Below are 14,076 nucleotides of genomic sequence, written 5' to 3' on the forward strand. Positions count from 1 at the left end.
TCGACGTCAGCGGCGGGCGGCGACCGGGTGGTCTACCGCGAAGCGGTAGATGTCGAGCAACTGCTCGACATTGTGGTCGATCTGATGGTGGTTCTCGTAGGTCTTGCGGGCCTGCCGGCCGAGTTCGGCGTACCTGTCCGGGTCCGAGTCGACGTCCCCGAGTGCCTTGGCCAGGGCTTCGGGCCGCCCGGCCTCGAACAGTGTCCCGTCGACGCCGTCGGTGATCAGGTCGGGGAAGGATCCGTGGCCGGAGGCCAACGGCGGCACACCGACCGCCATCGCTTCGACGACCACCAGCCCGAAGGTCTCCTCCCACTCCGACGGCAGGACGACGGCGCGGGACTCGCCGATCAGCGTGAACACCTCCGGCTTGCTCATCAAGCCGCGCAGCTCGACGGACGGGCGTTCGGCGGCCCAGGCGCTCACCTCGTCGAGCATCGGTCCGCCACCGGCGATGACCAGCCGCAGAGCGTCGTCACCGCCGATCGCGCGGTATGCGTCCCAGGCCTTCATCAGCAGCGGAGCGCCCTTGGCTGCGTCGAGCCGGCCGACGTAGGTCACCTGCCGTTGCCGCGTCCCGCCGACGGGTCCGTCGTACGGCACGATGTTGTGCTTGACGAACGTCCGCTCGGGGTCGAAGTCCATGCCGGACATCAGTTGACGCTGAGACTCGGAGATGAAGATGTAGGCGGACACCAGGTGCCGCCAGCTGCCTCGGTGACCGCGGGTGTTCAGCACCGTGGTCGCGGTGGCGGGTGCGGATCCGCGGTAGCAGCGGTGCAGCAGGCCACTGGCGGGGTTGCCGCCGGCGCAGTCGTGGCAGACCCTTCCGTCGCGGAAGAAGTCACCGCTGGCGCACAGCAGCTTGTAATTGTGCAGGGTGATCACTGCCGGCACCCCGGCCAGCCGGCAGGCGTACAGCACCGAGGGACTCAGCAACGGGAAGGTGTTGTGGATGTGCACGACGTCCGGCCGGTGCCGGGCCAGTTCCTGGGCGAGATCGTGACGGCTGGCGCGGCTCCACACCACGCGGCCCGGAAGGGTCGCCTTCTTGAGCGTCGGCCAGTCCTCGATGTCGTCGCTGTGGCGTTCGAAGTGCCTGACGCTGTGGCCGGCCGCGGCGAGGGCCTCGCTCTCCTGGTCGACGACCCGATTCTCGCCGCTGGGCGCGGTCGACCGGTACCTGTTGTGCACTATCAGGATCTTCATCGCGGTCCTTCACGTACGGCGGAGGAGTACACCAGCGAGGCGGCGAGCGTCAGTTCCAGCAGGTACGGTGACGCCTCACTGAGCCCACTCTCGGTGAACGAGGCGACGACGCAGTACGCGACCAGGAAGAGCGCGAGCGCCCGTTGCGGTCCCTGTGGCCGGAACCACGCCGCGGTCAGCACGAACAGCACGAGCATGATCGTGATCGCGCAGCCGACCAGTCCGACGTCGTAGTAGGTACCGAGCCAGTTGCTGTCGATGGGCAGACCGTTGAACGACTTGTTCGACAGGCCGAACCCGAACAGGGTCTCGAACGTCGAGCGCGGCTGGGCCAGGATGGCGTCCCAGACCGCCTTCCGCCCGGTCAGCGCGCCGAGCTCCTGGGTGTCCTGGCCGCGGGCGAGCCAGGTCGTGACAACCGAGCTCAGTGTGAGCGCGCCGAGGGTGAACACGGCCAGGCCGATCGCGAACGCCTTGCGAACCCGCGAACGAGCGGTGAACAAGCTCAGCCCGGCGATCGTCACACCGGCGACCATCGCGATCAGTGCGGTCCGGGTGTGGGTCAGGAGCAACACCGGAACGCAGACCAGGACGCTGGTGAGCGCCGCTCCCCGCCGGAGCAGGCCCGACATCCACAAGACGATCGTGACTCCGATGGCGACCGCCGAGTAGTGCCCGACCTGGGTCGGCGGGATCGGCCAGAGTGTGCCGCCGAGGCGGCCCTCGGTCATCGCCAAGCCGGGCGCCACGAGCAGTCCGACGACAACCGACGCGACGATGCTCCACAGAACCAGGAGATGCGTCCGCACGAGTAGCAGGTCGCGGCGCGTCCACCACGGCGTCAGCAGCCAGAGCACCAGCGCGAACCCGCAGAGCCGGCCGGCCCGGAACAGTGCACCGAGCAGGAACTCGGCGCGGACACTGGCCAGCAGTCCCTCGACGGCCAGCGTCATCAGCAGGACGACGTACACGCTCGGCCGGACCCGGACCGGCCGGTTCACGGTCAGCACCACGGTCAGCGCGCCGACGAGCGCCCCCTGCGCGATCAGCTTGCCGACCGATCCCGGAATCGGCAGCACATGCGGCGCACCGGGGAAGAACGTCATGACGTTCAGCACCAGCAACGCCCAGGTCAGCTGAACCCGACGGCGTCGGCGGACCTCGGGTGTGACGACCCGCCGGGTCGGGCGCGCACCGAGCCGAGTCGTCAGGTGGTTGCCGATCCGGACAGCGATCGTGGTCATCGGCCGAACATCTCCATGTCGACCGACCGGGTCCGGCCGGCTTCGGCCTCGGCGACGCCGACACCTTCGTCGGTCCGGTCCGGACGGAGGACGATCGCGGTCGCGATGTCGAGTCCGGCCATCCGGAGCATCTCGCCGGTCGCCTGGATCTTCGTCGTGGTCGAACGTCCCGCGGTCACGACGACGGCGGCCCGCGAGGCCCAGGAGGCCAGGTGGTCCGCGCCCAGCTCCGGCGTCAGGGTGGCCAGGGTGAGGACCACGTCGGCCACCTCCCAGGACGCTTCGAGCGCCACATTGCCCGCGTTGACCGATCGGCCCGAGGTGCCTGAGTTCGCCGGGCGGGTGCCGTCTGCGATCCGCAGGTGGGCGCCTTCGGCGGGGCCGTCGCCCGGGTCGGCCAGGTGCACGTCGATGCGTCGCCCCGGCTCGCTGAAGCGAGATTCGTGGGTGCCGGGGAGCTTGACCCCGAGCAGGCGGGCGAGCCTGCCCGACTCGGTGAGGTCGGCGACCAGCACGTGCTTGCCGTCCTCGGCGAGCGAGACGGCCAGCGACGCCACGGCGAGTGCTGACGTGTGCAGGTCGTCGACGCCGACCACCACGAGGGCGGGGGTCGGCCGCTCGCCCCAGGAGATGCGGTGGTCGAGGTGCTGGATGATCATTCGCGTCTCGGGACTGCGCTGCTGTGCCTTTCGGTGGAAGCGCGGTACCGGCAGCAGGCGCCAGCGCGGCGGCCGGGCGGTGCTCAACCGGACCCTTGCGCCGAGCGCGTGCGCGATGTCCTGGCGCTTCCACAACCGGTCCGAGACCAGGGCGCGCACCACGACGAAGCCGATGCCGAGGAACAGCCCCGCGATGAGTCCGGTGGCGGCGTTGATCACGATCGTCTTCTTGGCCGATACGGGTACCGGCCCGGCCACGTCGAGAACCCGGCTGCTGTTCATCCGGGACGCCTGGACCTGCTGGTCGAGCACCTGCTGCCGGATGTAGGTGTACCGGTCCCGTGCAGCACTCAGCCGGGCGCCGGCCGGGCTGTTCGGCCGTTTCATGTCGTCCGGGTCGTCGCCGGCCGCGCGGACCGCCTGTTCGGCCATCGCGAGGTCGTTCTGGGCCGAGGTCAGATCCCGCCGCAGCGGCGTGATCTGCAGGGCGATCTGCTCCTTGCGGTACACCAGGTACGCCTGCGCGATCATCGTCGCGAGCTTGCTCGACTCGTCGTCGGTCTTCGCGCTGGCCGTGATCTCGAGAATCCGGTCGGTCGTGGCGACAGCGGTGTATTCCTTGAGCAGGTCGTCCGGGCTCACCGGCAGCTTGAGCAGATCGATCACGCGCTGCGCCACGGTGTGCGTGGTGGCCAGGCTGACGTCGGTGGCCATCGCCTTGGTCGGGTCCTCACCGTCGCGATGGGTGATCAGCAGCCTGGTCTGCGATGTGCTCGGTGCGGGCAGCACGACGGTCGACGCCAGGCCGCCTGCCAGTCCGATCAGACCGAGGATCAGCCACAGGCGCAGGTGCCGGCGCACGGCGTCGCGGATGAAGCGAAAGGTGACCAGCGCGTCGGGAGGGAAGGACGCCGACCGCTCGTCGTCGAACAGGCCGTCGTCGTCGGTCCAGACCGGTTCCCGGACGGCGGTGTCGTTGTACGGTTGGTTGCTCACTTGGTTCTCCTCGCGGTACCGGTGAGCAGCGTGGGCAGGCGCGAGCTCGAGCGACGCATCGACTGCGAGACGCGGCCGATGGTGCGGTCTGCAGGGTCCGGATCAGTGACGACCAGGCCGTCGATGCTCCGGTCCGCGGCCGCGGCCGCGACCGCCAGGCGGGCGAGTTCCTCCGCCGTCACGGTGCCGGCCGAGAGCGCGATGATCGTGTTCGTGGTGGGTTCGGAACCGCCCAGATGCGGTGCGTCCCGGTCGACGACGACGAGGTGGATGGTCAGCGCGTCGTCGCCCCGCGTCTCGCGGTGGGCGTCCACCACGATCGATGCCGGGATCCCGATCGAGGCGGCGAGCGCTGCCAGCTGGGGGCCGAGCGGAAGTGCCTTGTCGTCGCCGGCGAAAGACAGGACGGTCAGCGAGACCGGTCCGCCACCGCGGACGTCAAGTCCGAGGTGGTGCAGGGTCTTGCGCAGACTCCAGGCCTCGACGGCGGTCGGCGAATAATGCTCGAGCAGGTAGGCCCAGTCGGAGACGTCGGTCGCCTGGTACGACGAGACCGAGGCCAGCACCGGCAGGCCGACCGCGTCCGCGATCTCGTCGCGCAGCCGCAGCCGCCGGTCACCGCGGACCTTCGCCAGGACGCCGATCGAGCCGATCACGGAGCCGATCAGGGCACCGAGGAGGCCGAGGATGCCGAGATGGACCAAGACATTTCCGCCCCGCGCTGTGCTTGCTTGCTCCAGGACCCGTGCCCCCGTCTTCTTCCCGAGGTCACCAGGCAGTTTCTCGTCGGTGGTGATGAAGACCAGGTAGACCTCGGCGACGGCGTTGGCCAGCCTCATCGACTGTTGTGCGGTGGTCCCTTTGGCGTCGATCTTGATGACGTCCTGAGTGACGGCGGTGACCTTGACGCGGTTCCGGACCTCTTCGGCGGGCAGAGCGGGCGTCAGGTTCTGGCCGGCGCTGTTGAGCACCGGTTCGCTCTCTGCGATGAAGACCTGGGTGTCGATGCTCTGCGCACCGCTGCCCGCAGCCTTCTCGGCGTCGGTCGCCGGCGGCGGAGGCAGTACGACGAGCGAGGTGGCGGTGTGCATCGCCGGAGCGACGAGCCCGTAGGCGACGCCGCCGAGCAGGCCGATTGCCGCCACTGCGGCCACGATCAGGCGGTGTCTGCGAATTGCCTGCCAGGATTTCTTCACGTCCAGCTGCTGCGCGCTCACGGGGCCCCCTCCAGGCGAACGTCGGTCCGTATGAACTAATAGAGTGGCGCGACCGGGTGCTGATACACGATCAGGAGCGGAAGCGGAACGTGCTGGTCGCGGGGGAGTCCGCGGTGAGCGTGCCTTCGCCGATCAAGGTGGTGGTCGGGACCTTGTGGCCGAATCGCGGTGAGTACCATCCGAGCAACGGATCGTCGCTACCGCGGTGTGCCGTCCAGGTGAGTCCGTGCGGCAGTTCGACGACCGCCGAGCCGTCGGGCCACTGCAGCTGCCAGCTCGACTGGTTCAGCTCGACTTCCGGTCCCAGATGCCAGGCGATCCGTACGTCGGCGGTCGCGTCGAGGCGGTCCTCGACGCGGAGCACTCCGTCGTGCAGGGTGACGGTGCGCCGGTGCGTCACGGGAGCGTAGCCGTCGTGTTCGGCATCCCAGCTGTTCTCGTCGTGCCGGCGCACTGTGCCGGTCGCGCCGCGCAGCCAGAGGAACGGGCCGCCCCAGGTGGACTGCTCGGCACCCGCTACCTCGACGGTGTTGTGGCCGATCGTGGAGCGGAAGTAGTCCCGCCACTCCTCCTCACCGTGATAGCAGTACGTACCCGGGTCGGCGAGGATGTCGACGCCGTCGACGCGCACCTCGAGCGAGAGCGCGTCGGCGTGGGCGTGCGCGGCGATGGAGAGGAAACCGTGCGGACCGGCGTCCGCACGGCACCAGATCTCCCGGCCCTCATCTCCGTCGATACCAGTCCGGCTCCTCAGGATGGTCAGACCGGCGTCCCGGAAGTGGCCCGGTCGTTCGGCAGGCCGGTCTGGTTGCCCGGCGTTGACCAGCGATCCGACGATGACCGAGGTCGCTGTCGGAGGGCTGTCCGGCCACCAGGGCGCGGCACCGACTACGGCGGCGCCGAGAGAGAGGTACGCCGACCAGTTGCTGATGTCTGGTGGGTCGAGGACAAGCGCCATGCCTTCGTCGTCGTCACCTTGACGTGGTGGCCGCAGGGTCGTGTCGACGATCGCCGCGGCCACATCGACGGTGCGGGTCAGCAGGGCCCACGTCTGCGGACTCAGCGGATGGCCGGCGACGTCGGCCTCCAGAGCGGCGTACAGACCGAGCTCGGAGACGAAGCGGTGGTAGTCGGTGGCCAGCTCGCGGTTGACGCCGGACGGGAACGTGTTGGCGTCGAGTTCCTTCTCCAGCAGGGCTGCGGCATCAGCACGCCAGCGGGCGCTCTTGGTGAACCAGGGGAACGCGCAGGCGCCGACGAGCTGGCCGGCCGCCTCTGCGATCACATGGTTGTTGGCCGAGGAGCCGTGGCTGCGGAACGCGGCGAGATAGCGCTGGTGCCAGTAGATCTGCTGGAGCGCCAACTCGTTGTGCTCGAACAGGTCGGTGATCTCGGGCCAGTCGTTCAGCAGCCGGCGGATCCAGGTCCAGCTGATCAAACGCAGGCCGAGCTCGATGCCGCTCGCCCAGTGCACGCCGGACAGGAACGGGTTCGACCGCCACCAGTCGTTGAGGTGGTCGGCGACGCGTTCGGCGTACCGGTCGTCGTGGGTCAGGTACCAGGCCGCGGCCAGCTGGGTGAGGTGGTGGTGACGGGACAGCTCCCACACCTGCTTGATGTTGCCGACCGCTTCTTCGTTGCGGTGGTTCAGCTTGAAGACGTACTGCGCCGGGTCGGACCGGCGGCCCGTGACCGGGTCGCGGAACCAGTCCGGTGCACCGAGGTCGGTGCGCTCGACGCCGAGGACTTCGAGATTCCCGGCCAGGATCGCGTCGGCGGTCTCGATCACGGCCTTCCGGGCGTCGTCCGGTACGGCGCTCGCGGTTCTCGGCGGCAGCGTCGTACCGAAGGTCAGGTCCTTGCGGAGTGGAAGGTGGATCGCCGCGTCCTGCCCGGGCCTGACGTGCTGGTAGGCCCAGGCAGTACGGCGTCCGGCATCGCGGGTTCGCCAGATGATTTCGGTGGGGGACATCCGGCGGAGGCGGCGGACGTACCAGCCCAGAGGCTGGCGGCTCACACGTGCTCCGGTTTGCCACTTGCGAGGCTGCGGTCGACGGCGATCGTCGCGCGGGTGGTGGCGACCAGCGCGTCGAACGGGATCGGCATCGGGCCGCCGGACTGCACTGCGGCGACGAAGCATTCGAGTTCGGTGCGCTGGCCCTTGTCGGTACTGCGGGACTTGCGGGTGGACGGTTTGCGTCCGGTCCACAGCGAGGCGCTCTGGAAGTTGTCGAACCGGGCGTTGCGGCCGGCGCCGGTGATGTCGATCGTCTCCTTCGGGAAGCGCGCGTTGCCGCCGCCGACGTAGCTGATCGTGCCGACGGAACCTCCTCCGAACCGGAGCGTGACGACGACGTCGCCGGTGTCCGGTCCGGGTACGGCGTACACCTCGGTCGGGAGACTGTTCAGCCACCAGGTCAGCGTGTCGATGAAGTGGCCGCCTTCACCGGCGAACCGGGTGCCTTCCTTGCCGGCGTCGAGGTACCAGCTGGTCGAGTCGAGCTTGCCGGCGTTCACCAGGTAGCGCAGCGAGAAGCTGCCGCCCGGGTAGCCGAAGCGGTCCTTGAGATCGGTCAGCAACGGCGCGAACCGGCGGTTGAACCCGACCATCAGCCGATCGTTGCCGGTGGCATCCACCGTGGCGACGATCCGGTCCAGCTCCTCGTCGGTCAGCGCCAGCGGCTTCTCGACGAAGACCGCCTTCCCGCTCTCCAGCGCCCGGCAGGCAAGCTCCGCGTGCGAGCTGTGCCGGGTCACCACGAACACGGCATCCAGACTGGCGTCTTCCAGCACCTCGTCCGCGCTGGTGGAAACCGCCTCGAACCCGAACCGCCGCTGGGCATTGGCCGCCGACAACGACTTGTTGGTGGCCACCCGCGCCAGCACGGCCCGCTCGTCCTTCTGCAGATGCGGCAGCAGCATGCTCGACGCGTAGTTGCCGGCCCCGATGAACCCCATCCGCACTCCACCACTCGTGGGTGCGGCAGGACGTGCCGCGGTTGTCGTCGGCGTCGGCGCGGCTGCCTGAGGTACGTCGGGGTACTCGAATAGGAAGCCAACGCCTGGATAGGCGCCGCTGCTGAGCTTCTGGTAGACCTCCGTGGCGTCCGCGATCGGGAAAGTGCTGGCGATCAGCGAACCGACGTCGATCTGTTCGCGGGCGATCAGGTCGACGAAGCACTCGAGGTTGCGGCGTTCGGTCCAGCGGACGTAGCCGGCCGGGTAGTCGATGCCTTGGAGCTCGTAGCGGTCGTCGTACCGGCCAGGGCCGTAGGAACGGGAGAACCGGACGTCCAGCTCCTTGTCGTAGTACGCGTTCCAGGGCAGGTCCAGCTTCGTCTTGCCGATGTCGACGACACGGGCGCGGTCGCGGGCCAGGCGAGCGGCCGTCTCGACCGGACCGTTCGAGTGACCGCCGGCGGCCAGCAGGATGCGGTCGGCGCCCAGACCGTTCGACGCCTCCAGCAGCGCTCGCTCGAGCGTCGCGACCCCTGCCTCGTCGGGCGACGAGCAGTGCAGTGCCCCGGCCTTCTCGGCCATCCGGCACCGGTCCTCGACCGTGTCGATCCCGAACACGCGGACCCCGGCGGCAACCAGCAGCCGCACAACCAGCTGCCCGACGAGCCCGAGCCCGATCACCACAGCTGTGTCGCCGAGCTGGACCTCGGCCTGCCGCACGCCCTGCATCGCGATCGCACCGACCGTGGAGAACGCGGCCTGCTCGGCCGGCACGCCGTCCGGCACCGGCACGCACAGGTTCAACGGCACCCAGTTGTACTCCGCATGCAGCGCGAACTCGTTCCCCGCCGCGGCGACCATCTGCCCGACGCTGAACTCCTCGGCCCCGGCACCCACCTCGACCACCACACCGCACAGCGAGTACCCGAGCGGCGTGTACGAGTCGAGCTTGTTCATCACCTTCTTGTAGGTGTTGAGCGCGCCCTGCTGGGCAACGGAGTCCAGCACCTTCCGCACCTGGTCCGGCCGGGCCTTCGCCTTGCCGACCAGGGACAGCTTCGCCTCGCCGACCTTCATCAGCTCGGTCCCGGTGGAGATCAGCGAATAGAGCGAACGAACCAGCACGCCACCCGGCGCACAGGCCGGCGGCGGTACGTCGAGAACCGCCAGCTCGCCGGACTTGTAGTTCTGCGCAACCTGCTTCATAGCCGTCCTTCGCGAAAATGTCAGAGAGAGGTGATCGTTACGCCAAGGGACCGCATGTGCCGGGTCCAGGTCTCCAGGGTCAGCAACTGCCAGATCTGCTTGGAGTAGTCCTCGCGCCCGGCCCGCTCGTCGTCGACCAGCTTCTGTACGGCGGCCTGCCGCAGGAACCCGCTCCCGACCAGCTCCCCGCGCAGCAGAACGTCGTCCACCAGTTCGCGTAGGTCGTTCCGCACCCACGCCCGCAGCGGCGCACTGAACGACGCCTTCGGCCGGTAGATGATCTCCTTCGGCAGCCAGGCCTCGGCCGCCTTCTTCAACGCCAGCTTGCTGACCCGGCGGTGGATCTTTTCGCTTCCCGGGATCGAGAACGCCGCCCGCGCGACGACCGGGTCCACGAATGGCGTCCGTACCTCGGTCGACGTGGCCATGCTGGACCGGTCCGTGTACGCGAGGTTCAGGCCCGGCAGGAACATCCGCGAGTCCGCCAGGCACATCCGGTTCACGTGATCAGTGAGGGTCGTGTCGTGGTAGATGTCGCTGTGCTCGGCGAGCAGCTTCCCGACGTACGGGTCCAGGTCGGGGCTGATGAGGCCGGCGAGCTGGTCGGCGTCGTACATCGTGTAGCTGCGCCGGAACGCCTCTTCCTCCGGCAGGTTCGAGAACGTCTCGAACCGCTTTGCCCAGCGCGCGTACCGCAGTCCGCGACCGTTCGCGGTGACCGGGAGCCGTCGTACCGCCGGGCCGATCAGACCGTTCCGCAGTACGCCGGGGAGCCGCTGGTACGGCGCTCCCATCACGCACGCGAGGTGCTTGCGGTATCCGCCGAACAGCTCGTCGGCGCCCATCCCGGACAGCAGGACCTTCACGCCCGCGTCGCGTGCGGTGTCGCACATCAGCAGCGTGTTGATCGCGGCCGGGTCGCCGATCGGCTCGTCCAGAATGTCAACAATCCGCGGAAGCAGCTCGACGACATCGGGCGCGATCTCGATCTCGTGCAGGTCGATCCCGAACTGTTGCGCCACCTTGCGCGCGTAGATCGCGTCGTCGGGCATCGCTTCGAGCTTCTGGTCCTCGGCCCGGAAGGTGATCGTGTACGAGTCGACACTCGGGTCCATGCGCTTCGCGAGCACGGTCACCAGGCTGGAATCCAGACCGCCGCTGAGGAAGGTGGAGACCGGGACGTCGGCGACCATATGCGCGGCGACCGACTCCTCGATGACGTGTCGCAGGTCGGCGGGGGGACCGCCCGCGGCCTCGGTGGCGACGTCGGTCACCCGCCAGTACGTCTCGTGCCGGCTGCTGCCGTCCGGCCGGAACTCCGCCCACGAACCCGGCGGCAGCTTGTCGACGCCGTCGATCGCGCAGCGCTGTTCGGGCAGCCAGTAGTACAGCATCGACGCGATCAGTGCGCCCGGTTCGGTGCGCAGCTCGGAGCCGACCGCCGTGACGAGCGCCTTCAGCTCGGACGCGAAGATCACGCCGCCTTCACGACGGAGGAAGTACAGCGGCTTGATACCGAGCGGGTCGCGGGCGAGATACAGGCTGCCGCTTTCCTCGTCCAGCATCGCGAACGCGAACATGCCGCGGAAACGTTTGAGCGCGTCCGGGCCCCAGCGGCGCCAGGCCTCCAGGACGACCTCGGTGTCGCCGTTGGTCCGGAAGTGCACGCCCGACTTCGAGAGTTCGGCCCGGAGTTCCTTGTAGTTGTAGAGTTCGCCGTTGTAGCACATCGTCAGACCGCGCTTGCTGAACGGCTGATCCGCGGCCGACGACAGGTCGATGATCGACAATCTGCGATGCGCGAGACAGGCACGGACGTCGCCCTCGTCGAACACGTACAGCCGATCGGCGTCCGGGCCGCGATGGGCGATCCGCTCGCTCATCGCCTCCGCGAGCGCGAAGCCGTCGCGCTGCTGGTAGCAGCCGGCGATGCCGCACACAGTCAGGACCCCGTCGCGTTGCGGATGCCGGCCACGGTGCCGAGGTGGCTGACGTGTCCGGTGAGCTGGTCGTACACCTCGACGTACGCCTTCTGCTGGTGCTTCCACGCGAGCACCTGCTCGACGCGTTCGCGGCCGAGTTTCGCCATCCGGCGCCGGCGGACCTGGTCGTCGAGCAGTTCTGCGATCGCGTCGCCGTACTGCGCCACGTCGTTCGGCTCGACGTACACCGCGGCGTCGGCGGCGGAGACCTTGGTCTCGATCAGGTCGAAGGCGACGACGGGCAGTTCGAAGGCCATGTACTCCATGGTTTTGTTCATTGTCGACACGTCGTTGAGCGGATTCTTCGGATCCGGCGACAGGCCGAGGTCGGCGGTCGACATCACCGCGCGGACCGTCTCGTCCGGCACCCGGCCGGTGAACTCGACGTACTTCGTCAGCCCGAGCTCGTCCCGCAGCGCGACCACGTCGTCGAACGAGTCGCCGCCGCCCATCAGCGTGAACGCGATATCGGTGCGGTGCAGATTGTTGACAATATGATCGGCGGCGCGCACGACGATGTCGACGCCGTCCTGCGGACCCATCACGCCGATGTACGTGACGAGATAGCGGTGACCGCGGCGCAGCGACTCGTCCGCTGCGCCGCGGAGCAGTTTGTCCGGGTCGGGCCCGGTGCGGACCACGGTCACGTCGTGATTTGCCTTGCCGCTGCGCGTGATCGCGATCCGGCGGTAGGAGTCGTTCGTCGAGATCACGTGGTCGGCCTTGCGGTGCGTCATCCGCTCGAGGAAGCGCAATCCCTTGTAGGGAAGGCTGGTTGTGCCGCCGAACCGGGACTGGAACAGTTCCGGGCACAGGTCGTGGTGGTCGAAGACGAACCTGGTCCCGTCCAACCGGCGCAGCAGCATCGCGATCGGCCAGAAGATGTCCGGCGGGTTGCAGGCCTGCAGGACCTTGAACTTGCCGGCCTTGCGGGCCCGGAAGACCAGCCGGAGCGTGGCCAGGAACGAGTACGCGTACTCCCAGACGAAGCTGAGCTTGCTGCCGCCCGGCGCGTACGCGTTGTACTTGTGCACGGTCACCCCGTCGATGACCTCGTACGACGGATCGCCCGGACCCTTCGGGCAGACGACCGTGACGTCGTACCCGGCCGCCACCAGCGCCTGGCACTCCAGCCAGACACGGCGGTCGAACGGAACCCAGAGGTTCTGGATGATGATCAGGACGCGCGGACCGCTCACCAGCCCACTCCTTCGTATCCGTGCAGCGCCTCGACATCGGCGCCGAGCCGGCCGCTGAGGTCGATGGTTCGCGCCGGTGGTGTTCTGAGCAGCGCCTGCACGGCGGGCCGGTCAGTCGCCGCGACGATCGCCACGTCGGCGCCGGCCAGCGCCGCGTCGGGGTCGTCGGTGAGAACCCGCTGCAGGTGCGGGAGCTTGGACGTGACGTGTCGCAGGTTCGCGCCGACCAGGCGGCCCGGGTTCACGATCGCGTCGTAGATCCGCAGGTTGTAGCCCTTGCCGATCAGCCGTTCGGCGAGCTCGACGTTCGGGCTCTCGCGGAGGTCGTCGGTGGCGTGCTTGAAACTGAGGCCGAGCAGCGCGATCTCGCGGCCCGGACCGGCGATCACGCGGTCGACGACGTCGCGGACGCTTCGCTCGTTGGTGGCGAGCGTGCCGGCCAGCAGCGGGAGCTCGGTGTCGTGCATCCGCGCGAGGTGCAGGACGCTGCGCAGGTCCTTCGGAAGGCAGGAGCCACCGAACGCGAAGCCGGGCTTCAGGTAGTACGGCGAGATGTTCAGGCTGGTGTCCTGGACGAAGATCTTCATCACCTCGCGCGAGTCCACGTCGAAGTGCCGGAAGATCCGCCCCATCTCGTTCGCGAACGAGACCTTGGTGGCGTGGAACGCGTTGCAGGCGTACTTGAGTGCTTCCGCCGTACGGACGTCGACCACCTGGACGTCCTTGCCGAGGAACGCGAACAGGTCGGTCAGAGCGGTACCGACCTTCGGGTTGCGGGTGCCGACCACGACGAACGGCGGCTCGTAGAAGTCCGCGAGACCGGACCCCTCGCGCAGGAACTCCGGGCACATCGCCGTACCGAACGTGAGCCCGTCCGGCGGCGGCATCTCGGCCAGCACCTGGGCGACCACCTCGTCGACGGTTCCCGGCGGGACCGTGCTGCGAATGACGATGCTGTGAAAACCCGACTCCGGCCGGACGACGACCTGCGCCGCCTCGGCGATGTCACGCACCGCACGCTTGATATAGGTGAGATCCGTACTACCGGCCTGCGTCGACGGCGTGCCGACACAGATCAGCGAGACATCGGCCCGCTCGAGCGCAAGCCGCGGATCGGTTGTCGCGTGCAACCGTCCCGACGTGGCACCCGCCGCGACCAGATCGTCCAGCCCCGGCTCGACGACCGGGCTGTGACCCTGGGCGATCGGCTCGACCTTCGCCGTGTCGACATCCACGCCCCACACCTCATGCCCAGCAGCCGCCAGACATGCCGCCGTCACCGACCCCACATACCCCAAGCCGAATACGGCAACCTTCATAACGCCCCCCACAGGCTCATGACGCGGTCTCCCCACGTCCCCCACAGCGCCCATGAGAGCGCCCGCCCCGCCCCCCTGATACACCCC

At 68.6% G+C, this 14,076-nt stretch carries 9 protein-coding genes; all 9 read right to left on the reverse strand.

All coding sequences use genetic code 11. The features are described from left to right. Positions 1–6: 6 nt before the first annotated feature. Positions 7–1,209 (reverse strand): glycosyltransferase, encoded by a 1,203-nt coding sequence (locus EV651_RS03485; protein ID WP_133781828.1) that lies wholly within the window; start codon positions 1,207–1,209, stop codon positions 7–9. Then, positions 1,206–2,453, reverse strand: coding sequence for an O-antigen ligase (locus tag EV651_RS03490; protein WP_133781830.1), 1,248 nt, complete (start codon positions 2,451–2,453; stop codon positions 1,206–1,208). Before EV651_RS03490 ends, EV651_RS03485 begins: the two co-directional genes overlap by 4 nt. After that, positions 2,450–4,108, reverse strand: coding sequence for a hypothetical protein (locus tag EV651_RS03495; protein ID WP_133781832.1), 1,659 nt, complete (start codon positions 4,106–4,108; stop codon positions 2,450–2,452). The genes EV651_RS03490 and EV651_RS03495 overlap by 4 nt, the downstream gene beginning before the upstream one ends. Further along, positions 4,105–5,325, reverse strand: a complete 1,221-nt coding sequence (locus EV651_RS03500) for a Wzz/FepE/Etk N-terminal domain-containing protein (RefSeq protein WP_133781834.1) — start codon at positions 5,323–5,325, stop codon at positions 4,105–4,107. The genes EV651_RS03495 and EV651_RS03500 overlap by 4 nt, the downstream gene beginning before the upstream one ends. Before the next feature lie 70 nt (positions 5,326–5,395). Then, positions 5,396–7,342 (reverse strand): alginate lyase family protein, encoded by a 1,947-nt coding sequence (locus EV651_RS03505; RefSeq protein ID WP_202870133.1) that lies wholly within the window; start codon positions 7,340–7,342, stop codon positions 5,396–5,398. After that, on the reverse strand, positions 7,339–9,489 hold the full coding sequence (locus tag EV651_RS03510) for a bi-domain-containing oxidoreductase (protein ID WP_133781836.1): 2,151 nt from the start codon (positions 9,487–9,489) through the stop codon (positions 7,339–7,341). The genes EV651_RS03505 and EV651_RS03510 overlap by 4 nt, the downstream gene beginning before the upstream one ends. A 20-nt stretch (positions 9,490–9,509) precedes the next feature. Further along, positions 9,510–11,429 (reverse strand): asparagine synthase (glutamine-hydrolyzing), encoded by a 1,920-nt coding sequence (asnB, locus tag EV651_RS03515; RefSeq protein WP_133781838.1) that lies wholly within the window; start codon positions 11,427–11,429, stop codon positions 9,510–9,512. A 2-nt stretch (positions 11,430–11,431) separates the two neighbouring features. Further along, on the reverse strand, positions 11,432–12,670 hold the full coding sequence (locus EV651_RS03520) for a glycosyltransferase family 4 protein (protein WP_133781840.1): 1,239 nt from the start codon (positions 12,668–12,670) through the stop codon (positions 11,432–11,434). Continuing rightward, a complete protein-coding gene (locus EV651_RS03525; RefSeq protein WP_133781843.1) occupies positions 12,667–14,043 on the reverse strand; it encodes a UDP-glucose/GDP-mannose dehydrogenase family protein in 1,377 nt (458 codons plus the stop codon). Before EV651_RS03525 ends, EV651_RS03520 begins: the two co-directional genes overlap by 4 nt. Positions 14,044–14,076: the final 33 nt, after the last annotated feature.

Source organism: Kribbella sp. VKM Ac-2571 (assembly GCF_004362255.1).
Lineage (GTDB): Bacteria > Actinomycetota > Actinomycetes > Propionibacteriales > Kribbellaceae > Kribbella > Kribbella pratensis.